Here is a 25786-nt window from a genome sequence, read left to right as displayed (position 1 = left end):
GCGTGTTCACTTCAGAAACCTCCCTGACGAGGCCGCGACGTTGCGGCCGAGGTGGCTGGAAGTCAACTCGGCCGCACGTGCGACGTCAAGAAGTAAATCCTTAACGAGATGGCAACGGTGCCATCCGTTCTCTAAGTGAAGACAGGGGTCACTGCTGACAGCGAGCCATCCAAAAGGGTCGAATCGCCCATCTCGCTGAGCGCGAGAGCGAGTGCTCCGAGCACCTCCGCACGGCCCCCAAGGGCCCCTGGCAACACCGAGAGTTGACGCGCGGCGCTGGGGATCGCATAGCGGCCGACAGACTCCCTGATGGGCCCCAGAACCAGCTCTCCGGCCTCGGCGAGATCGCCGCCGAGAACCACCCGGCTCGGGTTCAGCAAATTGCAGAGGTTCGCGACTCCACTGCCGATGTGGCGGCCGACGTCGGCGATCACCCGACGGCAGCCCGGATCGCCGTCCCGCGCCAGCCTGACGACGCCCTCCATACTCAGATCCGTGCCGTGGCTGGACTGGAGGAGCGGCAGCACATAGCGCGCGGCCGCGAAGGTCTCCAGGCAGCCCCGGTTTCCGCAGCGGCAGACGGGGCCGGACTCATCAAGAGTAATATGCCCGATTTCTCCCGCTGTGCCACCCGGGCCCCGGTAGATCTTGCCGCTGATCACGAGGCCTGCGCCGACACCGCTCGCGACCTTGATGTACGCCAGGTCCCTGACTCCCCGGCCACTGCCCCAGACCAGCTCACCGAGCGCGCCCAGGTTGGCGTCGTTGTCCACGTGCACGGGCACGCCGAGCCGCCCCCGCAGCTCCTCGGCGGGCTTCGTGCCGGTCCAGCCCGGCAGGATGGAGGTGGAGCCGAGCGTTCCGGATTCGACGTCGATCGGCCCCGGCACGCCGAGGCCGACGCCGGCGATCTTCGAACGGTCGACTCCCGTTACTGCAATCAGGCGGCTGACCAGCTCCTCGGCCCGATCGAAGCCCTGCGCGGCGGAGGCGTCCACATCGAGGGGCTCGGACTCCTCGGCCAGCACCTGATGGGCGAGGTTGCCGACCGCGACGCGCAGATGCGTATGCCCGAAGTCGACACCTATGACGATGCCGGCGTCGCCGCTGAGCGAGACGCTGCGGGCCCGGCGGCCGCCCGCCGAAGTGGGCGTGACCTCGACCGTTCCCCCGTCCTTGAGCTCGCGCACGATGTTGGAGACCGTTGCGGCGGACAGGCCGGTCGTCCTCGCGATCTCCGCCTGCGTGAGCGACCCGGCAAGGCGCACCGCACGGACGACGCGCTCCAGATTTGCTCGGTGCAGCGACGACTGCGACCCCGGAGTCTCCATCGACTCATCCACTCCTGCCGTCAGCCGGACGGCGCCGATGCCGTCCGTGTGGCCCAGGTCACACCTGCGGAACCCGGGTCACTTACAAGTTGTGAACTCCAAGCTCCGCTGAACGGGTTACCGCAGTCAAGTCCTTGACGGAAAATCGGGGACAACCGGTCGGACGGCACATGGCTGCGCCGACGCCGCCCCGGGTTCACGGGCGCGACGCCGGCGTATGCGACAAGTGGTTGCTCAGGGCACCGTACGACCGCCGCTCAGGACCGTACGGGCCATTTCCGTGCATTACGCAGCTACTTCAGCGCTCCCGCGGTCAGACCCTGCACCACCTGGCGCTGGAAGATGATGTACGCGGCGAGGACGGGCAGCATCGCCATCACCAGGCCCGCGAACAGTCCCGACCAGTCGCCCTTGTAGCCCTGGCTCGTCGCGAGCTCCACCAGGCCCTGGGCGAGCACCTTCTTGTTCGGGTCGCCGTTCATCAGCACCGTCGGCAGCATGTACTGGTTCCACTGCCCGAGGAAGTTGAAGATGCCCACGCTGATCAGACCTGGCTTCGCCATCGGCAGCATGATCTGGAAGAACGTCCTGGTGTGCGACGCGCCGTCGACGAAGGCCGCCTCGGCGATCGACGACGGCAGCGTCCGGAAGAACGAGGTCAGGAAGAAGACCGTGAACGGCAGCGAGTAGGCGATGTAGACGAGGATCAGACCCGGCAGCGTGTTCAGCAGTCGCATGTTGTTCAACACGTAGAACAACGGCACCAGGGCCAGCATCACCGGGAAGCTCATGCCTCCGACGAAGAGGTAGTAGATGAAGCGGTTGCCCGGGAACTCGAAGCGGGCCAGGACGTAGGCCGCCATCGAGCCGAGGACGAGCGTGCCGACCAGCGAGAAGCCCACCACGATCAGCGTGTTGGCGAAGTAGTCGCTCATGTGCGCCTGGGACCAGGCGCGCGACCAGTTGTCGAAGTGCAGCTTGTCGGGCAGCGACCAGGGCGAGCTGAAGATGGATGCGTCGTCCTTGAAGGACGTCATCACCGCCCAGAGGAGCGGCATCACGACCATGATCGCCCAGAGGATCAAAGCGCCGTGCGAGAAGACGTTGAGGATGCCTCCCTCGCTGCTCTTCGCCTTCTGAGGCACGGCCGGCGTCTTCGAGATCCGGGGGTGGTCCTCGACCGGACCCGCGGGCGGCGGGGTCTCAGTGGTCTTCATCTAGAACTCCAGCCGCTCGCGCCGGCCCAGCCGCATCACGACCACCGCGAAGAGCAGCGTGACGATGAGCAGGGCGACACCAATCGTCGTTGCGTAGGCGGCGTTCGCGTCGCGGAACGCCGATTGGTACACGTACAGCGGAAGGACCGTGGTCGAGTAGTCGGGACCACCGGGGCCCACCGTCATGATCTGCACGGCGGCGAATGCCTCGGCGCCGAGGGACAGGATGCCCATGTAGACCCAGCCGGACTGCACGGTGTCCCAGAGCAGCGGAAGGGTGATTTTGAAGAACGTCGTGAAACGGCTCGCGCCGTCCAGGAGTGCCGCTTCGTAGAAGTCCTTCGGAATGGAGGCCATTCCGGCGGAGAAGAGCACGACGAAGAATCCGACCGTGCTCCACAGCAGCGCCGCCATCACACACCAGAGGGCGAGATTCGGGTCGCCCAGCCAGTCGGGCTGCACGCTGTCCAGGCCAATGGCCTGCAACGTTCCGTTGATAACGCCGTCATTGGGGTTGTACGCGAACTGGAAGAGCAGGGCGACGATCGAGATCGACAGTACCTGCGGAAAGAAATAGGCGATCTTGTAGAAACCGGAACCGCGCACTCCGGTGATGGCGGCGCCCTTACGGCGCCGCCCACCGACATTGAGCATGAAGGCGAAGAAGAGCGCAAGGCCCAGCGTCATCAGCGGCAGCAACAACGCGAATACCAGGCTGTGCTGCAACGATTTCCAGAAGACGTCGTCGTCCAGCATTCTGGTGTAGTTCGCGAACCCGACCATCTTGAAGTCCGGGCTCAGGCCGGTCCAGTCCGTGAACGAGTAGTAGATCGCCTGGATGAACGGCCAGATCACAAAGATCGCGTACAACGCCAAGGGGGCCACCAAGAACCCCACAATGAACCTGTACTTGCCGTGTTGCATGGTTACCGACCCCGATCGTTTCGCGGGTGCCGCCGCTGGTGACGCGTCCGCACGTGCTGCTACTAGTGCTTGTAGTGCTTGATGGACTGGTCCTTGGCCGCCGCGTCCGCGTAGCCCTGGATCTTCTTGATGGCCTCGGCCGGGGTCAGTCGCCCTGCCATCATCTCGCCGAGACCGGAGACACCGATCTGCTCCTTCTGGAGCTTCACGTACCAGTCCTGCAGACGCGGGTTGACCACGTTGTCGCCGGCCTTGTCCAGCGCCGCGACACCGGACTTCAGGCCCGGGGTCAGCTCGATGCCGTCGGTGCCGCCGTTGTACGCGCTGAGCGACTTGACCTGGCTGGTGAAGTTCTTCGACGAGGCCTCGCTGAGCATGATGCGCAGCTGCTCCATGCCGCCCTCGGGGTTGTTCGCCTTGGCGGGCACGATGAAGGGCTCGCCGCCGGACGCCCAGATGGTGCCGAACGGCATCTTGTCGGAGCTGTCCAGGCTGGAGGGCCCGCTGACGGCCAGGTTGAAGTCCTTCGGGATGACCTTCGCGGACTCGTTCTCCACCCAGGAGCCGTTCGGGATGAACAGGGCCTCGCCCTTGGCCCAGGCGGTCTGCGACTGGATGTGGTCGATGCCCGGGGTGCCCTTGAGGATGTAGCCCTTCTTGTAGAGCTCGTAGTACGCCTCGAAGGCGGACTTGACGGCCGGGTCCTTCCAGGCGTTCGGCTCCAGGTTGTCGATCTTGTCGAGAACCTCGCGGCCGCCGATCTTGGCGATGAAGGGGTAGAGCGAGAACGGCAGGTAGTACGGGTACTTGCCCGCGTACGTCCAGCCGGCGATGCCCTTCTTCTTGGCCTTCGCGCAGAGCGCGAGCATCGCGTCCCAGTCCTCGGGGTACGTCGAGTCGAGCTTGTCCAGGGCGGTCTGCGAGTACCAGACGCCGTAGACCGTGTAGGCGTAGTACATGATCCAGACAGGGTCGCCGTCGAACTGGCCCATCTCGACGATGCCGGGGCGCAGCGTGTCGCGGACCTTCTTCGCCGGGTCGTCGATCGACGGCGCGTCGAGGAGCGGCGTGAGGTCGGTCAGCTGCTTCTTGCCGACGAGGACACCCATGTCCATCTGCTGGGCGCCCGAGTTGTCGATCAGGTCCGGCGGGGTGCCCCCGTTGAACTTGGGCTGCAGCTCGGACTGGATCTTCTGGGTCGGGTGGAAATCGATCTTGGCCTTGGGGAACGCCTTCTTGTACTCGGCGTTCGCGTCCGTCGCGTACTTCGTGCCGAAACCGCCGTCGAAGATGACAACTGCAAGCGGGGCGGTCTCGTTGACGCCCAGCGGATTCTTGTCCGTCTTCTTGCCGGTCTTGGCCTTGTCCTTCGAACCGCTGTCGCTGCTCGCACAAGCGGACAAGAAGCTCATCGTGGGTACGGAGATCAGGCCGAGCGCCGCGGACCGCTTGATCAGGTCGCGGCGGCCGATGCCTCCGGTGTTGCTGTTCTCGGCGGAAGTGGATCCCATGCTCAAGTCCTCGCCTTCTCCAGGACTCAGGCGGTGAACCGGATCCTCCCCGGCACCGCGGTTGGTGAAGCTGGGGTCGTGCATGGGGGATTCAGCTGGTCGGCACGGCATTCGACATGCTCGACGCAGACCGTGACATCGCGATTCCCCCCGGGTCCTGCCTGTCCACGACCATGGAACGGCGGGGGCAGATGCCGACAGGTATAGTCCACTTCCCGCCAACGGAGCAAGATCGAATGCAGGTTTGTCCGACGTTCTTTCCCGAGTTGAGACCTCACGGAAATATGGGACGTCTCTGTGCCGCTTCCGAGAGAAATCAACAACATCGAGCCCGAATGCCACATTCAACACCCTTGACATCACTGGCAACTTGACTCCCTACTGGTCCATGCGCAGCGAAGTTGACAACGTTGTCCAAGGCGCAGGGAGGGTGCTCGCGCATGCATCTCAGAGCTCGGCACAGATGGAGTTCCTCGGCGGTCGTGGCAACGACCGCCTTCGTCGTGGTGGTGGCCTCGCAGGGGGCCGCCGTCGCCAGGCCCGCCCAAGCGGCCGCGGCCGACCGGGAGTTCGCCTCCTCGTTCGAGACCGGTGAACCCGCACCCGATTGGCTCAATACGGTGGATACGGCACCGGACGGGACGAAACGCTCCGCCGGAGTCGACGGCGGATACAGCAGCGGCATTCCCGGCAATGTGACCGACCACGTCACCGATGTCCGGGCCAACGACGAGAACACCGGCGGCGGGGAGGTGAAGGAGAACCTCGTCGACGGCGAGCCGAGCACCAAATGGCTGACCTTCTCGCCGACCGGCTGGGCCGAGTTCGACCTGGACGCGCCGGTCGAGCTGGTCACGTACGCGCTGACGTCCGCGAACGACCACGACGAGCGCGACCCCAAGGACTGGACCCTTCAGGGCTCCACCGACGGCAAGGACTGGAAGACCCTCGACAGCCGCTCGGACCAGTCCTTCTCCGAGCGCTTCCAGACCAAGACGTACGACCTCGCGGCGCCGGCGGAGTACGCGCACTTCCGGCTGGACGTCACCAAGAACAACTCCGGTGACATCCTGCAACTCGCCGATGTCCAGTTCTCCACGGGCGGCAGCACCGACCCGACGCCGAAGGACATGCTGTCGCTGGTCGACCGCGGCCCGAGCGGCTCCCCGACCGCCAAGGCCGGCGCGGGATTCACCGGCAAGCGGGCCCTGCGCTACGCCGGGTCGCACAAGGCCGACGCGCGCGCCTACTCGTACAACAAGGTCTTCGACGTCAATGTGGCCGTCGGCCGGGACACCGAGCTGTCGTACCGGATCTTCCCCTCGATGGCGGACGGCGATCTGGACTACGACGCCACGAACGTGTCCGTGGACCTGGTCTTCACGGACGGCACCTATCTGAGTGACCTGAAGGCCACCGACCAGCACGGATTCGCGCTGACCCCGCAGGGCCAGGGCGCGTCGAAGGTGCTGTACGTCAACCAGTGGAACAACGTCCAGTCGCGGATCGGGTCCGTCGCGGCAGGCCGGACGGTGGACCGGATACTGGTGGCGTACGACTCCCCGAAGGGGCCGGCGAAGTTCCGCGGCTGGCTGGACGACATCGCCCTGAAGACCGCCGCGCCCGAGAAGCCCAAGGCGCACCTGTCCGACTACGCCTCCACCACGCGCGGCACCAACTCCAGCGGCGGTTTCTCGCGGGGCAACGACTTCCCGGCGACCGCCGTGCCGAACGGCTTCAACTTCTGGACGCCGGTGACCAACGCGGGCTCCCAGAGCTGGCTCTACGACTACGCTCGCGCGAACAACTCGGACAATCTGCCCACGATCCAGGCGTTCAGCGCGAGTCACGAGCCCAGCCCCTGGATGGGTGACCGGCAGACCTTCCAGGTGATGCCGTCGGCCGCGTCCGGCACCCCGGACACCGGCCGCACCGCCCGTGCGCTCGCCTTCAAGCACGAGAACGAGACGGCGCGCCCGTACTACTACGGCGTGACGTTCGAGAACGGCCTCAAGGCGGAGATGGCGCCCACGGACCACGCGGCCGCGCTGAGGTTCACCTATCCCGGTGACGACGCGAGCGTGCTCTTCGACAACGTCACCGACCAGGCCGGGCTCACGCTCGACAAGGAGAACGGGATCGTCACCGGCTACTCGGACGTGAAGTCCGGGCTGTCCACGGGGGCCACCCGGATGTTCGTGTACGGCGTCTTCGACGCGCCGGTGACGGACGGGGGCTCGTCGGGCGTCAAGGGCTATCTGAAGTTCAAGCCCGGCGCCGACCACTCGGTCACCCTGCGGCTGGCCACCTCGCTCATCAGCGTCGACCAGGCCAAGGACAACCTGCGGCAGGAGATCCCGGACGGGACGTCCTTCGGGTCCGTCAGGACCCGGGCCCAGCAGCAGTGGGACAAGATCCTCGGCAAGGTCGAGGTCGAGGGTGCCACGCCGGACCAGCTGACCACGCTGTACTCCAGCATGTACCGGCTGTACCTGTACCCCAACTCCGGCTTCGAGAAGGTCGGTTCGAAGTACCAGTACGCCTCGCCGTTCTCCCCCATGCCGGGTCCGGACACCCCGACCCACACGGGCGCGAAGATCGTCGACGGCAAGGTGTACGTCAACAACGGCTTCTGGGACACCTACCGGACGACGTGGCCTGCCTACTCGTTCCTGACACCCGGCAAGGCCGGCGAGATGGTCGACGGGTTCGTGCAGCAGTACAAGGACGGCGGCTGGACCTCGCGCTGGTCCTCGCCCGGATACGCGGACCTGATGACCGGCACGTCCTCCGACGTGGCGTTCGCCGACGCGTACGTGAAGGGTGTCGACTTCGACGCGGAGTCGGCGTACAACGCGGCTCTGAAGAACGCCACGGTCGTCCCGCCCTCCTCCGGCGTGGGCCGCAAGGGCATGACGACCTCACCGTTCCTCGGCTACACGAGCACCGACACGCACGAGGGCCTGTCGTGGGCGCTGGAGGGCTACCTCAACGACTACGGCATCGCCGAGATGGGCCAGGCGCTCTACAAGAAGACCGGCAAGAAGCACTACAAGGAAGAGGCCGCCTACTTCCTCAACCGTGCCCAGGACTACGTCAACCTCTTCGACTCCAAGGCCGGCTTCTTCCAGGGCCGGGACGAGAAGGGCAACTGGCGGGTCGAGTCCTCGAAGTACGACCCGCGCGTGTGGGGCTACGACTACACCGAGACGAACGGCTGGGGGTACGCCTTCACGGCCCCGCAGGACAGCCGTGGCCTGGCGAACCTGTACGGCGGCCGCAGCGGTCTCGCCGACAAGCTCGACACGTACTTCGCCACGCCCGAGACGGCCTCTCCGGAGTTCGTCGGCTCGTACGGCGGGGTCATCCACGAGATGACGGAGGCCCGCGACGTACGGATGGGCATGTACGGGCACTCCAACCAGGTGGCGCACCACGTCAACTACATGTACGACGCGGCGGGCCAGCCCTGGAAGACGCAGAAGAACGTCCGCGAGGTCCTCTCCCGCCTCTACACGGGCAGCGAGATCGGCCAGGGCTACCACGGCGACGAGGACAACGGCGAGCAGTCGGCCTGGTACCTCTTCTCGTCGCTGGGCTTCTACCCGCTGGTGATGGGCAGCGGCGAGTACGCCGTCGGCTCCCCGCTCTTCACCAAGGCGACCGTCCACCTGGAGAACGGCAAGGACCTGGTGGTCAAGGCGCCGAAGAACAGCACGAAGAACGTGTACGTGCAGGGGCTGAAGGTCAACGGCAAGAAGTGGACGTCGACCTCCCTGCCGCACTCGCTGATCGCCAAGGGCGGTGTCCTGGAGTTCGACATGGGCGCGAAGCCGTCCTCGTGGGGCACCGGCAAGAACGCGGCGCCCGTGTCGATCACCGACGACGACAAGGTGCCCGCTCCCCGCTCGGACGCCCTCAAGGGTGACGGCGCGCTCTTCGACAACACCTCGGCGACGAACGCGAGCGTGACGTCGGTGGACCTGCCGGTCGCCGCGCGCACCAAGGGAGTTCAGTACACGCTGACCTCCGCCGACCACACCAAGGCGCCGACCGGCTGGACCCTGCAGGGTTCCTCGGACGGCACCACCTGGTCGTCGCTCGACAAGCGCTCCGGTGAGTCGTTCACCTGGGACAAGCAGACCCGGGCGTTCTCCGTGCCGGCTCCGCGGTCGTTCACGCACTACCGCCTGGTCCTCACCGGCGAGGCGACGCTGGCGGAGGTGGAACTGCTGTCCTGATCTTCCCCCCACGGGAACGGAGCGGGCGCGGAGCATTCTCCGCGCCCGCTTCGTCGTTTCGGGGGCCCGTCCGCGTGGTGTTCCGGCCGCCGTTTTGCCGGACCGGCAACTTCCTCGTCGACTGCCATGGGCTGCTGCGATGTTGGTCGGGACAGCCGACGGAGCCAGCGGGAGTACCCATGTCACAGCCCACCCAGCCGCCCGCCCCGACGCAGACCGCCGGGCACCGCCTGGTGCGCGTGCCCGGCGGCCGCGTTCACCTCGTGGAGCAGGGCACCGGCCCCCTGGTCCTGCTCGTGCACGGCTTTCCCGAGTCCTGGTACTCCTGGCGCCACCAGCTGCCGGCCCTCGCCGCGGCGGGCTTCCGGGCGGTGGCCGTGGACGTACGCGGCTACGGGCGCTCGTCGAAGCCGCGCGAGGTGGCGGCCTACCGGATGCTGGAGCTCGTCGACGACCACACCGCCGTCGTCCGCGCCCTCGGCGAGTCGTCGGCGGTCGTCGTGGGCCATGACTGGGGCGCGACCATCGCCGCCCAGTGCGCGCTGCTCCAGCCGGACGTCTTCACGGCCGTGGGACTGCTCGGGGTGCCCTACAGCCCGCGCTCGGGCCCCCGCCCCAGCGAGGTCTTCGCGCGGATCGGCGGGGACGAGGAGTTCTACGTCAGCTACTTCCAGGAGCCCGGCCGGGCCGAGGCCGAGATCGAACCCGATGTGCGCGGCTGGCTGGCCGGCTTCTACGCCGGGCTCTCCGGCGACACCATGCCGGCGGCCGGCGCGAGCAGTCTCTTCTTCGTGCCGAAGGGGGCGCGGCTGCGCGACCGCTTCGACGCCGGCAGGCTGCCGTCGTGGCTCACCGAGGAAGAACTCGACGTCTACGCGGGCGAGTTCGAGCGCACCGGAATGGCCGGGGCGCTCAACCGCTACCGCAACGTCGACCGGGACTGGGCGGACCTCGCCCCCTGGGACGGCGCGCCGATCACCCAGCCGTCACTGTTCCTCGGCGGCGAACTGGACTCCACCACGACCTGGCTGGCCGATGCCGTCGCGGCCTTCCCGACGACCCTGCCGGGGCTGACCGCCTCGCACATCCTCGAAGGCTGCGGCCACTGGATCCAGCAGGAACGCCCCGACGAGGTCAACCGGCTCCTGACCGACTGGCTGCGGCTCATCGGCGCGTAGCCACCACGGCGCATGGCCGCCACGGCTCGCCGGGCCGGATGCGACCGCCCGAGCGGGCCGGCACTGTCCTCGGCGAGTGACAGGGCCGGCCCGCGGGGGCAGGTCAGCTCACCGCGAGGGTGAAGACGTGCAGATCCCCGTTGTCGGGCAGTTTCACGCTCCTGATGGTCTTGCCGGCCGGGGCCTCGAAGGGCTTGGTGGCGAAGACGTACGTCACCACCGGGTCCTTGTCGGCGCCCGCGACATTGCGGTACAGGGCCTTGGCGACGACCTCGTTGCCGTACTGGACGGTGCCGCCTCCGCCGCCGACGGTCCAGTCCGTGAAGGAGAGGTCGACGGTGTCGGTGCTGCCGTCGGTGTAGGTGACGGTCGCCTTGGTCTGCTGATTGCCGTTGACCGCGCTGCCGACGAAGCTCAACTTGGCCGACGGGGTGGGCAGATCGATCGTCTGGGACGCGGCCGAGGCGTTGTCGGGGCGGCCCGACGGGGAGTCCGGCCAGGTGAAGGCGAGCCCGCCGGGTACCGTGCCCTGCTTGCCGGGGGTCAGGCCCGCGGTGGCCAGCGCCTGGCGGGAGTAGCTCCAGCCGCCGCCGTCGTAGTCGGCCTCGTCGTGGTCGCCCGCGTCGTCCGAGACACCCGTGCTGTTGTAGGCGGCGAGGAGCGAGCCGGGCGCCGCCACCGTCAGGGCCACTGGCTGCTCGTACGACGAGTCGGCGGACGTCACCGACACCTTGACGTCGTAGAAGCCCTGCCGGGCGCTGTCGGCCGCCGTCAGGACGATCTGCTGCGCGCCGTCCGTCACCGTCCCCTCGGCGGGACTGGCCGTGACGCCGTCCGGCACGTCCACATGGAAACGGACCTCCGGTCCCGCGCCGCCGCTCAGCGCGAGGGCGCGGATGTCGAGCTTCGTGCTGCCGCCCGGCGCGAGCGTCGCCGTGGTCGGGCCGACACCGATCTGGTACGGCTGCTCGCCGGTCCGGAAGGACGGCGGGGCGTCGGCCTCGGCGCTGCCCCACGTCTTGTCCGGGGTGCCGCTCAGCGTGTAGTCGAGCGTGCCGCCCTTGCGGACGAAGGAGGCCGGGAGCCAAGGACGGTCACTGGAACGGCCGTTGACCTTCAACGACTGCACGTAGGGCGCGTCCGCCGCCGCTCCGGCCGCGCGGATCCTGATGTCGTTGCCGCCCGGGCGCGAGATCTCCACCCGGGGGAACAGCGGTGAGGACAGCACCAGTTCGCCGCGGGAGGGCACCTGGGGGTACATGCCGAGGGACGAGAAGACGTACCAGGAGGACATCTCCCCCAGGTCGTCGTTGCCGGGGATGCCGCCCGGCTGCGTCGACCAGAGCTGCTGCATGGCAGCGCGGACCGTGTCCTGCGTCTTGTAGGGCGTGCCCGCGTAGGCGTACAGGTAGGGGACGTTGATCGACGGCTCGTTGTCCAGCTCGGACTTGTCGCCGCCGCTGCCCGTGAAGGCCCAGCTGCCGTCGGCGTTGTGGAAGAAGGTGTCGAGGCGGTCGAGCGCCTTGTCACGGCCGCCCATCGCGGCGAAGAGGCCGGCCGGGTTGTGCTGCACCATCCAGGTGTACTGGGCCGCCGTACCCTCGACGAATCCGTTGCCGGTCCCGGGGGTGAAGCCGGTGACCCAGCTGCCGTCCGCCTTGCGGTTGGCGATGTAGCCGCCGGTCGGGTCGGCCGCGAGGTTGAAGTTGTTCTGCCACCACTGGGAACGTCCGGCGAAGTCCGTCGCCGTCTTCTTCTGCCCGGCGGCGGTGGCCAGTTGGGAGATCGCGAAGTCCGCTCCCGACATCTCCAGCGTCTCGGCCGCGCCGCCCCACGCGTTGGAGACGGACGGCATGTAGTGCTGGTCGAGGTACTTGTCGAGGGAGGGCCGCTGGCCCACCGACAGCACCGGCTTGCCCGCCGACGACTTGTCCTGCTCCGTCGGCACGGTCGCCGCCTTGACCAGCGAGTCGAGCGCGCCGCGCAGATCGAAGTCGGTGCCGCCGAAGGCGCGGATGCCCGCGAGTGCGGCCGGCGACGGGTCGCCGTTCATGACGTGCGTCCCGCTCGCGCCGTGCAGCCAGCGGTCCCACACTCCCCCGTTCTGCCGGGCGAGTTCGAGCAGCGACTGCGCGATGTCGGAGCCCACGTCCGGGTTGAGGAGGGTCAGCAGCTGGACCTGGGAGCGGTAGACGTCCCAGCCGGAGAAGGTGCCGTACTGGGCCTGGTGGCCGCGCCCGACGACATGGACCTTGTCGTCACTGCCCCGGTATCTGCGGTCGGCGTCACTGATGACGTTCGGGTGCAGGAGGGCGTGGTAGAGCGCGGTGTAGAACGTGGTGCGGTCGGTGTCGGTGCCGCCGCCGACCCTGATCGCGCCGAGCCGCTCCCGCCAGGCACGCCCGGCCGCGTCCCGCACGGCCGCGAAGGACCGCGACGGCGGGTTCTCCTCGGCGAGGTTGGCCGTCGCGCCCGCCCGGCTGACGTACGAGATGCCGACCTTGACGTTCACCGGGCCGGCGCCGGGTGCGAACTCCACATAGCCGCCGGCGCCCTTGCCCGCGACGGGCCGGCCTCCGTTGGAGAAGCCGCCCGTGCCGCCGTTCGCCTCGGTGGACCCCGGGCTCAGCTTGTCGTCCTGCCAGGTGCCGGTGGTCTTGAAGTCCCGGTCGAAGCGGGCGGTGAAGTACAGCGTGTAGTAGCTGCGTTGGCCTTCGGGGTCGAGATATCCGCAGAAGTTGCCGGACGTGACGGAGCCCGAGACCGTACGGGTGGCCGGGTCGATGCGTACGTCCGAAGCCGTCGACCCGATCTCGGAGTTGGCGGTGCGGATCAGCAGCGAGGCGGGCTTGTCCGCGGGGAAGGTGAAGCGGCCCGAGCCGGTGCGCGTGGTCGCGGTGAGGTCGGCGGTGACGCCGGAGGCGAGACCGACCTTGTAGTGACCGGGCTCTGCGGTCTCGTCGGTGTGCTTGAAGTCGGACGCGTACACCGCGTCCTTGGTGTCGCTCGCCGGGGAGGAGGTGACCTCGCCGGCGTACGGGAAGAAGGGGATGTCGCCGCTGCCGCCCGCGCAGCCCGTGCCGGACATGTGCGTGAGGCTGAAGCCGCGGATGCGGGTGGCGTCGTACTGGTAGCCACCGGGCGCGGCCGTGCTGGTCGCGCTCCCTCTGGTGTTCTCGGGGCTCCAGGAGAGCATGCCGAAGGGCGTGACGGCGCCGGGGAAGACATTGCCGCCGTTCTTGGTGCCGATGAGCGGATCGACGTACGCGGTGGGGTCCTTGACGAGGTCCGGCGGACCGGACGCGGGCGCGGCAAGGGCCGGAGTGGCACCGCCGACCGTCAGGGCGACGGCGAGCAGCACGGATGACGGACGGAAACGCATGACGCGGCCCCTCCTCCTTCGGACGGGTCGCGCACCACAGGTCGCACAAGCCGCAGGGACAGTAGCGTGCGCCACCCGTACCACGGAAGAGCGCATACGCCGCGGGCGGCGCGCAGGGCCCTCGTACCGCGCACTCCGCCGGCCCACCGGGGCCCCGCAGTTGCCGTACCAACTGGCTTGACATCGTTGTCGGTTGAAGCGATAGAGTCATGAGAAGACCATGAGACAACGTTGTCGCACGCCACGGTCGTCACAAGCCACGCACCATCCCGGGCGGCCTTCCCCCCTCAGCCTCCCGGGCTCGCGGACCGGGTGAGTCCTCCAGCATTCACCCGGTCCGCCCTGAGCCGACAGCACAGCCCTGTCATCTGCCCGCCGGCCCCGTCGCGTCCGCGGCCCGGAACCGAGCGGCCGGCTCGGCCGCTCCGGCGTGCTCGGCGGTCGCGCCCTGCGCCGCCGGCAGCTCGATCCTGAACTCCGTGCGGCCGGGGACGCTTTCGGCCTGGACACGGCCGCCGTGCGCCGCCGAGATGGCCGCGACGATGGCGAGGCCGAGGCCGGAGCCGCCCTGGGCGGGGTCGCCGCGCGAGCGGGACGTGTCCCCCCGGGTGAAGCGTTCGAAGACCGTGGGCAGCAGGTGCTGGGGGATGCCGGGGCCGTCGTCGATCACACGGACGACGCAGTGGGCGCCCGTGGCCTCCACCGAGGTGACGACCGTCGTGCCAACAGGTGTGTGCATACGCGCGTTGGCCAACAGGTTGGCCACCACCTGTTGCAGTCGTGCCTGGTCGCCGAGGACCAGGGCCGGGGCGTCCAGCAGCAGCGCCAGTTGCCAGTTGTGCCCGTCCCCGCCGGCCCGCGCGTCCCACACGGCCTCGGTGACCACGGCCGCGAGATCGACCTCGCCGGACTGCAGGGGCCGCCCTTCGTCCAACCGGGCGAGCAGGAGCAGATCCTCTACGAGACCGGTCATCCGCGCCGACTCGGCGGACACCCGGCGCCAGGCGAGCGTCGGTTCGATCTTCCCGGCACCACGGTTCATGAGTTCCGCGTATCCGGCGATGGAGGCGAGCGGCGTACGGAGTTCATGGCTGGCGTCGGCGACGAAGCGGCGCATGCGTTCCTCGCTGCGGCGCAACTGCTCCTCGCCGCGCAGGCGTTGGGCGAGCGAGGACTCGACGTGGTCGATCATGCGGTTGAGCGCGGCGCCGACCTGGCCGGCCTCGCTGGCCGGGTCGGTGTCCCGGTCGGGCACACGGACGAGCCCGGTGACCTCCCCGTGCCCCAGCGGCGCGCGCGACACCTCGACGGCGGTGGCGGCGACCCGTCCGAGGGGGCGGAGCTGGCGCCGGATGACGACCGCGCAGACACAGCCCGCGACGGCCAGCCCCGCGCCGGCCACCAAGGACTCGATCATGACCAGCCGGCGGATCATGTCCTGGACCTCGCTCGTCGGAAGCCCGGTGAGGACAGGGATGCCGTCGCCGCCGAGGACGGTCACCCGGTAGGTGCCGACGCCCGGGACGGTGCGGGTGTGCAGGGTGCCGTCGGCCGTGATGCCGTCGAGGGCGGCCCGTTGCGCGGCCGTGAGCGTCCGCTGACCGCCGTCCTGGGTCACGACCTCGGCGGCGGTGACGGTGCCCTGGTCGTCGACGCGGGCGGCGAGCGTCCCGACGGCCTGCCCCCGCTCGTCGAGGAAGCCGAGACCGGTGTCCCGCTCCTGCCCCGCCCGGGTCTGGAGTCCGCCCTGGCTGCGTTCGGCGGCGTCGGTGACCCGGTGGTCCAGGTTGCCGAGGAGGTAGGCGCGTTGGGCGAACACCGAGGTGAGCGCCATGGTCGCGCAGACGGCCGCGAGCGCGACGGCGATGAACACCAGGAGGCGGGTCCTCAGCGAGCGCCCTGCCGGACGCGTGGGCAGCGACCACCGCTTCAGCCGCCCCGACGGCAACCACCGCGTCGGCCTCCTCGGCAGCAACCGCCGCTTCAGCGGCCCGGGCAGCGAGCGCGCCTCCCCCGGCCGGTCCTGCGGCAGCGAGCGGTTCTGCCGCTGCCTCGTCGGCGCGTGCTCCGTCCCACGGGCCGACGGGGACCGCTCCTCCGGCGACGTCTCCGGCGCCGACGGGCGACCGTGCGGCCGCGTCCGCGGCCTCCGCCCGTCCGGCTGACCGTGCAGCCGCTCCCGCGCCCATATCCCTGTCATCTCCCCTCCCCCGCCGGCCTGGTGGCGTACCCCGCTCCACGCGCCGCGTGGAGCTCCTCCGAGGAGAAAGGTTTCGGCACAGCGCCTTGGGCACCCGCGGCGAGCCCGTCGGCGGGACGCCCGGACGCGTCCCGGACGGTGAGCGTGCGGACGGGCCGCCCCGGATGCCCGTACCGCAGGCGGCGCAGCCCGTCGGTGCGGCCCGGCTCGTCGACGACGTTCACCACACGGACGCGGTCACTTCGGGTGCCAGACATGAGAAGAGGGTGTCGCCCGCACCTGGCAGAACCCTGTGTTCCGTCTGAGGCCCACCCATGTCCGTAAATGAACGGCGAAGAGCCGCGCCAGGGACAAGCCCGAGGGCCGCACCCCCGTCTCCGGGAATGCGGCCCTCGACTGCCGTACGCCGCAGGTGCGTCACCGCACCTGCCGGACCGCCTACTTGCGGATCAGGCTGCGCAGCACGTACTGCATGATGCCGCCGTTGCGGTAGTAGTCCGCCTCGCCGGGGGTGTCGATGCGGACGACCGCGTCGAACTCGACACCCGTGTCGGTGGTGACCTTGACCGTGCGCGGCGTGGTGCCGTTGTTCAGCTCCTCGACACCGGTGAAGGAGAAGGTCTCCTCACCGGTCAGGCCGAGGGCCTCGGCCGAGGCGCCCTCCGGGTACTGGAGCGGCAGGACGCCCATGCCGATGAGGTTCGAACGGTGGATGCGCTCGTACGACTCGGCGATGACGGCCTTCACGCCGAGGAGCGCGGTGCCCTTGGCGGCCCAGTCGCGGGACGAGCCGGAGCCGTACTCCTTGCCGGCCAGGACGACCAGCGGGATGCCCTGCTCGATGTAGTTGCGCGAGGCGTCGTAGATGAACGACACCGGCGCGTCCGGCTGGGTGAAGTCGCGGGTGTAGCCGCCCTCGGTGCCCGGCGCGATCTGGTTGCGCAGGCGGATGTTGGCGAACGTGCCGCGGATCATGACCTCGTGGTTGCCGCGGCGCGAGCCGTAGCTGTTGAAGTCACGACGCTCGACACCGTGCTCCGTGAGGTACTTGCCTCCGGGGGTGTCGGCCTTGATCGCACCGGCCGGGGAGATGTGGTCGGTGGTGACCGAGTCGCCGAGCTTGGCGAGGACGCGCGCGCCGGCGATGTCCGAGACCGGGGTGGTCTCCATCGTCATGCCCTCGAAGTAAGGGGGCTTGCGGACGTACGTCGACTGCGGGTCCCACTCGAAGGTGTTGCCCTCGGGGATCGACAGCGCCTGCCACTGGGCGTCGCCCGCGAAGACGTCCTGGTAGGACTTGTTGAACATGTCCTCGCCGATGGCGTTCGCCACCACGTCGTTGACCTCGGCCTCGGTCGGCCAGATGTCCTCGAGGTAGACCGGCTTGCCGTCCTGGTCCAGGCCCAGCGCGTCCTTCGTGATGTCCACCTTCATGGAACCCGCGAGGGCGTACGCGACGACCAGCGGCGGGGAGGCCAGGTAGTTCATCTTGACGTCGGGGTTGATACGGCCCTCGAAGTTCCGGTTGCCGGAGAGGACCGAAGTGACCGCGAGGTCGTGGTCGTTGACGGCCTTGGAGACCTCCTCCGGCAGCGGGCCGGAGTTGCCGATGCAGGTGGTGCAGCCGTAGCCGACGAGGTTGAAGCCGACCTTGTCGAGGTACGGGGTCAGGCCCGCCTTGTCGAAGTAGTCGGTGACGACCTTGGAGCCCGGGGCGAGCGTGGTCTTGACCCACGGCTTGCGGGTCAGGCCCTTCTCGACCGCCTTCTTGGCGACCAGCGCGGCCGCGACCATGACGTACGGGTTCGAGGTGTTGGTGCAGGAGGTGATCGCGGCGACGGTGACGGCGCCGTGGTCGATCTCGTACGTCGAGCCGTCGGGGGCCGTGACCAGCGTGGGGCGGGTCGGCACGCCGTTGGCGGCGGCGGGGGCGTCGGAGGCGGGGAAGGACTCCTTGCCGGCCTCGTCGTCGTCCTCGACGTAGTTGCGGACGTCCGCCTTGAACTGCTCGGCGGCGTTCGCGAGGACGATGCGGTCCTGCGGGCGCTTCGGGCCGGCGATCGACGGGACGACCGTGGAGAGGTCGAGCTCCAGCTTCTCGGAGAAGTCGGGCTCGGCGGCCGGGTCGAGCCAGAGGCCCTGCTCCTTGGCGTACGCCTCGACGAGCGCGACCTGCTGCTCGTCACGGCCGGTCAGGCGCAGGTACTTCAGCGTCTCGTCGTCGATCGGGAAGATCGCGGCGGTGGAGCCGAACTCGGGCGACATGTTGCCGATGGTGGCGCGGTTGGCGAGGCTCGTGGCCGCCACACCCTCGCCGTAGAACTCGACGAACTTGCCGACGACACCGTGCTTGCGGAGCATCTCGGTGATGGTCAGCACCAGGTCGGTGGCGGTGGTGCCGGCCGGCAGCTCCCCGGTCAGCTTGAAGCCGACGACGCGCGGGATGAGCATCGAGACGGGCTGGCCGAGCATCGCGGCCTCGGCCTCGATACCGCCGACGCCCCAGCCGAGGACACCGAGGCCGTTGACCATGGTGGTGTGCGAGTCGGTGCCGACCAGCGTGTCGGGGTAGGCCTGGCCCTTGCGGACCATGACCGTACGGGCCAGGTGCTCGATGTTGACCTGGTGGACGATGCCGGTGCCCGGGGGGACGACCTTGAACTCGTCGAAGGCGGTCTGGCCCCAGCGCAGGAACTGGTAGCGCTCCTTGTTGCGGCCGTACTCCAGCTCGACGTTCTGCGCGAAGGCCTCGTGCGTGCCGAACTTGTCGGCGATGACGGAGTGGTCGATGACCAGCTCGGCCGGGGCCAGCGGGTTGATCTTCGCCGGGTCGCCGCCGAGCTCCTTCACGGCCTCACGCATCGTGGCAAGGTCCACGACGCAGGGCACGCCGGTGAAGTCCTGCATGATCACGCGGGCCGGCGTGAACTGGATCTCCTGCGACGGCTGCGCCTGGGAGTCCCAGCCGCCGAGCGCCCGGATGTGGTCGGCGGTGATGTTCGCGCCGTCCTCGGTACGGAGCAGGTTCTCCAGCAGCACCTTCAGGCTGTACGGAAGGCGAGCCGAGCCTTCCACCTTGTCCAGCCGGAAGATCTCGTACGACTCGTCGCCCACCTGCAGCGTGCTGCGGGCGTCGAAGCTGTTCGCCGACACGACAGTCTCCTTCATTGATTGCGCGTACCCACCGCAGAATCCTGCCGCCACGACGATTGCCCTATCCGCTAAGGTAAGGCTAAGTTAGGTAACCCTTACCGGGGTGGCGGCTGCGGCGCGCCTCGGCAGATATCTCGATGTCGAGATAACTCTAGTACATGGGGGCCGCCTGGTCATGCGCGGCCTTCTTCGGGGTACCCGGAGTCCACCGGGAACCACCCGGGGTAACCGCAGAGGGGGAACCCATGGCGCTCACGTTCCGCAAGAGTTTCCGCATCCTTCCCGGGGTGCGCCTGAACATCAACCGCCGCTCCTGGTCCATCTCGACCGGCGGCGAGCACGGGCCGCGGCACACCCGCAGCAGCACCGGACGCCGTACGACGTCGATGGACCTGCCCGGCCCCTTCGGCTGGCGCCGGACGCGCAGCGCGAAGCGCCGCTGACCGGCCGCACCACTCGGCGCACCCCCGACCCGCGTACCCCGAGGCGCCACTGACGGCCCGTCACTCGTACGGACCCCCTGGGATGTGCCATCTCATATCTGAGATAGCCTCACCTCCATGGCAGACGACTACCTCGTACGTATCGGCAAGCTCATTCGCGACGCCCGGCAGCACCGGGGCTGGACACAGTCGCAACTTGCCGAGGCACTCGGCACCAGCCAGAGCGCCGTCAATCGCATCGAGCGCGGCAACCAAAACATCAGCCTTGAGATGATCGCTCGAATCGGTGAAGCCCTGGACAGCGAGATCGTGTCGCTGGGGTACGCGGGTCCCATGCATCTCCGGGTCGTCGGCGGACGTCGTCTGTCCGGCTCGATCGACGTCAAGACCAGCAAGAACGCCTGTGTCGCGCTGCTGTGCGCGACGCTGCTCAACAAGGGCCGCACCGTGCTGCGCCGGGTCGCCCGCATCGAGGAGGTGTACCGCCTTCTGGAGGTGCTGGGCTCGATCGGCGTACGCACCCGCTGGATCAACGACGGCGTCGACCTGGAGATCGTGCCCCCGGCCGACCTCGACATGGGCACCATCGACGCGGACGCGGCCCGCCGCACCCGTTCGATCATCATGTTCCTGGGGCCGCTGCTGCACCGCCTGGACCGCTTCAAGCTGCCGTACGCGGGCGGTTGCGACCTCGGCACGCGCACGATCGAGCCGCACATGATCGCGCTGCGCCGCTTCGGTCTGGACATCGCGGCGACCGAAGGGCTCTACCACGCCCAGGTCGACCGCTCGGTCTCGCCCGACCGCCCGATCGTGCTGACCGAGCGCGGCGACACCGTGACCGAGAACGCGCTGCTGGCCGCCGCCCGCCACGAGGGCGTGACCGTCATCCGCAACGCGTCCTCCAACTACATGGTCCAGGACCTCTGCTTCTTCCTGGAGGCGCTGGGCGTCCGGGTCGAGGGCATCGGCACCACCACGCTCACCGTGCACGGCGTGCCGAACATCGACGTCGACGTGGACTACTCCCCCTCCGAGGACCCGGTCGAGGCGATGAGCCTGCTGGCCGCCGCGGTGGTCACCGAGTCCGAGCTGACGGTGTGCCGGGTGCCGATCGAGTTCCTGGAGATCGAGCTCGCGGTCCTGGAGGAGATGGGCCTCGACCACGACCGCACGGCCGAGTACTTCGCCGACAACGGCCGTACGCGGCTGGTGGACCTGACGGTGCGGCCCTCCAAGCTGGAGGCGCCGATCGACAAGATCCACCCGATGCCGTTCCCGGGCCTGAACATCGACAACGTCCCGTTCTTCGCGGCCATCGCGGCCTCCGCGCAGGGCAAGACGCTGATCCACGACTGGGTCTACGACAACCGCGCGATCTACCTGACGGACCTGAACCGCCTCGGTGGCCGGCTCCAACTCCTCGACCCGCACCGGGTGCTGGTCGAGGGCCCCACCCGCTGGCGCGCCGCCGAGATGATGTGCCCGCCCGCGCTGCGGCCGGCCGTGGTCGTCCTGCTCGCGATGATGGCGGCCGAGGGCACGTCCGTGCTGCGGAACGTGTACGTCATCAACCGCGGGTACGAGGATCTGGCGGAGCGCCTCAACACGATCGGCGCGCAGATCGAGATCTTCCGCGACATCTGATGGGCGAATGCCGCCGCACCCCGCCTGACATGCGGTGAGACGCTTCAGGGGAGGGTGCGGCGGTGTCCGGGGGACTTCTCTGGTCTACCGTCGGCCCGGTCTCTTCGAACAGCTCCCGCCTGGCCGCCTCTCGTGGCGTCCCTCCCGGATCCACCCTGCCGCCCGGCGCCACCCGCCCACGCCGGCGGTGCGAGTACGACGAGCCTCCGACGGCGACGGCCTGATCAACCCCCGAAGGACTTCCGGAGCCAACCGCTCAGAGGCTCGGGCCGGGGCGGTCGCGTCAGCCGCCGGTCATCTCGCGTACCAGGGGTGCCACCTTGGTGCCGTACAACTCGATGTTGGTGAGGAGCGCGCTGTGCGGCATGCCGGTCATCGCGTACTTGAGGTCGAAGCGGGTCGCGTCGAGTTCCTTGAGTGTCGCGGTGATCTTGCGGGCCACGGTTTCGGGTGATCCCACGTGCAGCGCGCCACCCGGGCCCACATCACGCATGAGGCTCTCGCGGGTGGGGGTACGGAAACCACGCTGCTTGGCCACGCCGCGAATCACTGCTTCGAACGCGGGCAGAAACTCCTCCACCGCTTGCTCGTCGGTGGCAGCTACATGGCCGGGCGCATGAACGCCCACAGGCCGCCGGGGCTGTCCGAACTTCTCCAGCGACTGCTGGAACAGCTGGGAGAACGGCGCGAAACGGGCCGTGTCGCCCCCGATGATCGCGAGCATCAGCGAGAACCCGTAACGGGCGGTCCGGACGACCGACTGGGGGCTGCCGCCGACGCCGACCCAGGTCGGGATCGCCCCCGACTCGCTGCGCGGGTAGACGGAGAGGCCGTCGAGCGATGCGCGGGTCTTGCCCGACCAGGTGACGGGCTTCTCCCGCAGCAACTCGGCGAACAGGTCGAGCTTCTCCTCGAACAGTTCCTCGTAGTCGTTCAGGTCATAGCCGAAGATCGGGAAGGACTCGGTGCTCGATCCCCTGCCGAGGATCACCTCGGCGCGGCCACCGGACACACCGTCGAGCGTGGCGTATCGCTGGAACACCCGGACGGGATCGTCGGAGCTGATCACCGTCACCGCGGAGCCGAGACGGATGCGCGAGGTGCGGGCCGCGACGGCCGCGAGCACGACGTCGGCGGCGGAGAGCGGCATCGTCTCGGTGTGGTGCTCGCCGATCGCGAAGTGGTCCAAGCCGACCTGGTCGGCGAGGACGCCTTCCTCGACCAGTCCGCGGAGGGTCTCGCCGTGCGTCAGCGGTGTGCCCTCGGCGTCATGTGTCACGTCGCCGAAGGTGTCGAGCCCGAGCGTGATGTCTCTGGCCATGTCGTACTCCTCGGGTCTGCACCGGGCCTCAGGTCGCGATGCGCCTCAGTGCGTGGATGAGCTGGGTGAGGTCGGTGCCTTCGAGATGGTCGAAGACGTGGCGTCGGGCGCTGGCCAGGTGGGCGGGCCATGCCTCCTGCAAGCGGGCGAGGCCGGCGTCGGTGAGGACGGCGTTCCACCCGCGGGCGTCCTCGTCACACCTGGCGCGTTCGATCAGGCCCTGGTTCTCCAGTCGGGTGACGATGCGGGTCATCCCGCTCAGCGAGAGGTTGGCGATGGCGGCGAGCTCGCTCATGCGCATCCGCCGGTCCGGGGCCTCGGACAGATGCATGAGCGTCGTGTACTCGGAGAGCGGCAGGCGCTGCTCACGCATCATGTCGGTGTCGATCACTCGGGGCAGGACGATCATCACCCTGCCGAGTTCACGCAACAGCGCTTCCTCGTACGGGCTCAGGGGGTGCAGTGGCTGTTCGGCGCTCGGCATGCCTTCATATTACTTCCTTGACGCAACAAGTATCACAGGATTTACTTGACGCGACAAGCAGATCCGCGGATGGAGTCAGTATGCGCGGATGGATCAGCAACGGTTCATGGAGGAACAGTCATGACCAAGATCGGGATCATCCTCGGCAGTACCCGTCCGGGACGCAACGGGGAGGCCGTCGGCCGCTGGGTGCATGAGGTCGCCACGCAGCGCACCGACGCGGAGTTCGAGCTGGTCGATCTGCTCGACTACAAGCTCCCGCACCTCGACGAGGCGTACCCGCCGTCACTGGGCCAGTACACGCAGCCGCACACCCTGAACTGGGCGCGCAAGATCGCCTCGTTCGACGGCTTCGTGATGGTGACGCCGGAGTACAACCACTCCACCTCCGGCGCGCTGAAGAACGCCATCGACTTCCTCTATGCCGAGTGGAACAACAAGGCCGTCGGGTTCGTCAGCTACGGCTCGGCCGGTGGTACGCGCGCGGTGGAACACCTGCGGCTGATAGCCGGCGAGCTGCAGATGGCCGATGTGCGGGCCCAGGTCGCGCTGTCGCTGTTCACGGACTTCGAGAACTTCAGTGTGTTCAAGCCCAGCGACTTTCAGCGGGAATCACTGGGCACCACGCTTGACCAGGTCGTGGCCTGGAGCCAGGCGTTGGCGCCGCTGAGGGCTGCCTGAGGGCCGCTTGAGGGGGGCGCGGGAAGGCTGCTTAAGGGAGCGCGGGAAGGCTGCTTCGCCCCCTCCGCCGCCGGCCGCGAAAGGTACGCAACAGGACCCGCGAAGGTACGCAACGGAACCCGCGAAAGGTGCGCAATGGGAATAGATGCAACGGATCTGGCCCACGGGCTTTTCCGGGTACTTGAGACTGGCGATCCGTCTCTGGCCGCCGACACGGTGGGCGAGGACTTCCACAACCGCGAAGCGTCTGTCTCACCCCCGGCCTGCGCGATCCCAGGACCGGCAGGAGTTCTGGCCTCGGCTGCATGGATGCGTTCTGCCTTCAGCGACCTGCGCTTCCCCATCCTCGGCATTGCCCGCAACGATGACCAGGTATGGGTGCGACTGCGCATGCAGGGGCGGCACACCGGCCCTTTCGTACGCTTCCGGGACGGTGCGCTCGACCAAGCCGTACCCCCGACCCACCGCGAGATCGACTTCGAGCAAACACACGTGCTCGATGTGCGTGACGGCAAGGTGGTCAAGCACGAGGCGGTACGGGACGACATCACCATGCTCGGCCAGCTCGGCGTTTTCCCGCCGGCCCCGGCCACGGCTCTACGCATGCTCGCCTGGCGGGTCTCCGGGCGAGCCGCTCGCGCGGCCGCCCGGGTCTCGGCGCAGGCGGCCGAGGCGGCCGCTCTCCTGCAGGATGCGTCGCACAGGAACGCAGCACCTGACGCTCTCTGAGTTGCACGACACTCACGCATCCGCCCGAGGCCCCGAATCTTTTTCCGCATCCGAGCGGCTGCTCCCGTGGACGGGCCGTCGCAGCGTTGCATTTCGCAGGCCGAGAACGGAAGTGCGGAAGTGCGTCTCACGCCTGCCGGAATGCTCTCCTTACGCATTCCACTGGGGCGTCATTCAGAACTGTCTTCGACTATTGACCACGTTAAGGACTCCCAATGAGCGACCTTCCCCCGTCCGTGAAAATGCTGCAGTTACTTTCGGGCTATCAGGTCTCACAAGCTCTGTACACGATGGCAGAGCTCAATGTCCCCACGCTCCTGCTGCAGGGGCCCCTCACGGTCCAGCAGCTGGCAGAGGCCACAGACGCCAACACCGACGCGCTGCGGCGAGTCATCCGTTCCCTGGAGCCCCTCGGCGTGTTCCGGATGGATGAGGACACGGTCGAGGTCACTGAACTGGGCACCACGCTGGCCGACGGGCCTTCTCACTCGGTCCGGGCGATCGCGCGCTTTTGGATGCACACACATTACGCGCCCTTCAACGACCTCCTGCACAACGTCAAGACAGGAGAGAACGCTGCAACTCACTTCTTCGGCAAGCCCTTCTTCGACTGGATCGCCGAGGACCCGCAGCGGGTCGAGATCCAGAACGCGGCGATGTCATCGGTCGGACTGCGCGGCGCTGCGCTGGACGGCTACCAACTTCCGGGCACAGGTACGGTCGCTGACATCGGCGGAGCTGACGGAAGCCATCTGGTGCAACTGCTCAGCGACGACGCCACGCCCAACCGCGGTGGCATCGTGTTCGACCTACCGGAAGTGGCCGCCGCAGCCCACACCCGTATCGCCGCCGCCGGCCTGTCAGAACGGATAGGGGTAGCAGGAGGCGACTTCTTCGACGGCGTCCCTGCAGCCGACGTCTACTTCATGTCGGTGGTCCTGCACGACTGGGACGATGACAAGAGCGTGCAGATCCTCCGCAACATCGCCAAGGCCGCACCCGGTGGAGCCCGTCTGGTACTCGCGGAAATGGTGATTCCCGAGGACAGCTCCCCCCATCCTGCCAAGGTGCTTGATGTGGCAATGATGGCCCTGTTCGGCGGCCGTGAGCGTACTGCCAAGGAATGGTCCGCCCTGCTGCACGCCGGCGGCTTCACCCTGGACCGCATCATCGAACGGCCGTCCCCCGTCTGGCTCATTGAGGCAACGCGGAGCTGACGAGGCCGCCCGACAGAACGCGGGAGTTCGCTTAGCCGCGAGGAGCAAAATCGAGACCAGTCGCCGTAGTTCGGACGTACACCGGGATGACCACAGGTGACGGCACGTCAGGACATCCAGCACGGAT

The 25786-nt window shown here is 68.3% G+C and carries 19 protein-coding genes; 8 read left to right on the top strand and 11 right to left on the bottom strand.

Translation table 11 applies throughout. From position 1 onward, the window contains the following. Window positions 1-131: 131 nt before the first annotated feature. From ACFWM2_RS27900 to ngcE, 4 genes are all read right to left on the bottom strand, one after another. The gene (locus tag ACFWM2_RS27900) at window positions 132-1331 is read right to left on the bottom strand and encodes an ROK family transcriptional regulator (protein WP_383285570.1); all 1200 of its coding nucleotides are present in this window, start codon (window positions 1329-1331) and stop codon (window positions 132-134) included. A 293-nt stretch (window positions 1332-1624) separates the two neighbouring features. Beyond that, a complete protein-coding gene (locus ACFWM2_RS27895; protein WP_383285567.1) occupies window positions 1625-2548 on the bottom strand; it encodes a carbohydrate ABC transporter permease in 924 nt (307 codons plus the stop codon). Further along, complete coding sequence (locus tag ACFWM2_RS27890) at window positions 2549-3472, bottom strand: carbohydrate ABC transporter permease (RefSeq protein ID WP_383285564.1); 924 nt, start codon at window positions 3470-3472, stop codon at window positions 2549-2551. A 62-nt stretch (window positions 3473-3534) separates the two neighbouring features. Next, the gene (gene ngcE / locus ACFWM2_RS27885; protein WP_383285562.1) at window positions 3535-4983 is read right to left on the bottom strand and encodes an N-acetylglucosamine/diacetylchitobiose ABC transporter substrate-binding protein; all 1449 of its coding nucleotides are present in this window, start codon (window positions 4981-4983) and stop codon (window positions 3535-3537) included. A 440-nt stretch (window positions 4984-5423) separates the two neighbouring features. On the opposite strand from ngcE, the gene ACFWM2_RS27880 reads away from it, so the two are divergent. Both ACFWM2_RS27880 and ACFWM2_RS27875 read left to right on the top strand, forming a co-directional pair. After that, a complete protein-coding gene (locus ACFWM2_RS27880) occupies window positions 5424-9224 on the top strand; it encodes a GH92 family glycosyl hydrolase (protein ID WP_383285559.1) in 3801 nt (1266 codons plus the stop codon). Window positions 9225-9403: 179 nt separating this feature from the next. Then, on the top strand, window positions 9404-10402 hold the full coding sequence (locus ACFWM2_RS27875) for an alpha/beta fold hydrolase (protein WP_383285556.1): 999 nt from the start codon (window positions 9404-9406) through the stop codon (window positions 10400-10402). A 103-nt stretch (window positions 10403-10505) separates the two neighbouring features. Here the strand turns inward: ACFWM2_RS27875 and ACFWM2_RS27870 are convergent, their stop codons facing one another. Both ACFWM2_RS27870 and ACFWM2_RS27865 read right to left on the bottom strand, forming a co-directional pair. Beyond that, window positions 10506-13784, bottom strand: a complete 3279-nt coding sequence (locus tag ACFWM2_RS27870) for a GH92 family glycosyl hydrolase (RefSeq protein ID WP_383285553.1) — start codon at window positions 13782-13784, stop codon at window positions 10506-10508. A gap of 364 nt (window positions 13785-14148) precedes the next feature. Continuing rightward, on the bottom strand, window positions 14149-15618 hold the full coding sequence (locus tag ACFWM2_RS27865) for an ATP-binding protein (protein ID WP_383285982.1): 1470 nt from the start codon (window positions 15616-15618) through the stop codon (window positions 14149-14151). Between ACFWM2_RS27865 and ACFWM2_RS27860 the strand changes: the two genes are divergently transcribed. Further along, window positions 15617-15949 carry a hypothetical protein gene (locus tag ACFWM2_RS27860; protein ID WP_383285550.1) on the top strand — a complete coding sequence of 111 codons (333 nt, stop codon included), beginning with the start codon at window positions 15617-15619 and terminating at the stop codon, window positions 15947-15949. The genes ACFWM2_RS27865 and ACFWM2_RS27860 overlap by 2 nt on opposite strands. A 31-nt stretch (window positions 15950-15980) precedes the next feature. Here the strand turns inward: ACFWM2_RS27860 and ACFWM2_RS27855 are convergent, their stop codons facing one another. Next, window positions 15981-16241 carry a hypothetical protein gene (locus ACFWM2_RS27855; protein ID WP_383285547.1) on the bottom strand — a complete coding sequence of 87 codons (261 nt, stop codon included), beginning with the start codon at window positions 16239-16241 and terminating at the stop codon, window positions 15981-15983. Between the two features lie 181 nt (window positions 16242-16422). Beyond that, on the bottom strand, window positions 16423-19137 hold the full coding sequence (acnA, locus tag ACFWM2_RS27850) for an aconitate hydratase AcnA (RefSeq protein ID WP_383285545.1): 2715 nt from the start codon (window positions 19135-19137) through the stop codon (window positions 16423-16425). 245 nt (window positions 19138-19382) lie between these two features. Here acnA and ACFWM2_RS27845 point away from each other — a divergent pair, with 245 nt between their 5' ends. After that, window positions 19383-19580 (top strand): DUF4236 domain-containing protein, encoded by a 198-nt coding sequence (locus ACFWM2_RS27845; RefSeq protein WP_383285542.1) that lies wholly within the window; start codon window positions 19383-19385, stop codon window positions 19578-19580. 117 nt (window positions 19581-19697) lie between these two features. Further along, window positions 19698-21227, top strand: coding sequence for a helix-turn-helix domain-containing protein (locus ACFWM2_RS27840; RefSeq protein ID WP_383285540.1), 1530 nt, complete (start codon window positions 19698-19700; stop codon window positions 21225-21227). On the opposite strand, the gene ACFWM2_RS27835 is transcribed toward ACFWM2_RS27840, so the two are convergent. The 3 genes from ACFWM2_RS27835 to ACFWM2_RS27825 all read right to left on the bottom strand — a co-directional run bounded on the left by ACFWM2_RS27835 (window position 21184) and on the right by ACFWM2_RS27825 (window position 23032). After that, a complete protein-coding gene (locus tag ACFWM2_RS27835) occupies window positions 21184-21399 on the bottom strand; it encodes an NUDIX domain-containing protein (protein WP_383285537.1) in 216 nt (71 codons plus the stop codon). The two genes, ACFWM2_RS27840 and ACFWM2_RS27835, sit on opposite strands and share 44 nt — an antisense overlap. A gap of 111 nt (window positions 21400-21510) precedes the next feature. Next, window positions 21511-22548: an LLM class flavin-dependent oxidoreductase gene (locus tag ACFWM2_RS27830; RefSeq protein WP_383285534.1), complete on the bottom strand. Its 1038-nt coding sequence runs from the start codon at window positions 22546-22548 to the stop codon at window positions 21511-21513. 28 nt (window positions 22549-22576) lie between these two features. Beyond that, complete coding sequence (locus tag ACFWM2_RS27825) at window positions 22577-23032, bottom strand: MarR family winged helix-turn-helix transcriptional regulator (RefSeq protein WP_383285531.1); 456 nt, start codon at window positions 23030-23032, stop codon at window positions 22577-22579. 120 nt (window positions 23033-23152) lie between these two features. Here ACFWM2_RS27825 and ACFWM2_RS27820 point away from each other — a divergent pair, with 120 nt between their 5' ends. The 3 genes from ACFWM2_RS27820 to ACFWM2_RS27810 all read left to right on the top strand — a co-directional run bounded on the left by ACFWM2_RS27820 (window position 23153) and on the right by ACFWM2_RS27810 (window position 25659). Continuing rightward, entirely contained in the window at window positions 23153-23713 is a 561-nt protein-coding gene (locus ACFWM2_RS27820; RefSeq protein WP_383285528.1) for an NADPH-dependent FMN reductase, read from the top strand. A gap of 135 nt (window positions 23714-23848) precedes the next feature. Then, window positions 23849-24442: an ester cyclase gene (locus ACFWM2_RS27815; RefSeq protein WP_383285525.1), complete on the top strand. Its 594-nt coding sequence runs from the start codon at window positions 23849-23851 to the stop codon at window positions 24440-24442. 215 nt (window positions 24443-24657) lie between these two features. Next, window positions 24658-25659, top strand: a complete 1002-nt coding sequence (locus ACFWM2_RS27810; RefSeq protein ID WP_383285522.1) for a methyltransferase — start codon at window positions 24658-24660, stop codon at window positions 25657-25659. The last annotated feature ends 127 nt before the right edge of the window (window positions 25660-25786 follow it).

This window comes from Streptomyces sp. NPDC058371 (assembly GCF_042723265.1).
Lineage (GTDB): Bacteria > Actinomycetota > Actinomycetes > Streptomycetales > Streptomycetaceae > Streptomyces.
The sequence above is the reverse complement of the archived record's forward strand: the minus strand, read 5'-3'. Positions and strand labels throughout refer to the sequence as shown.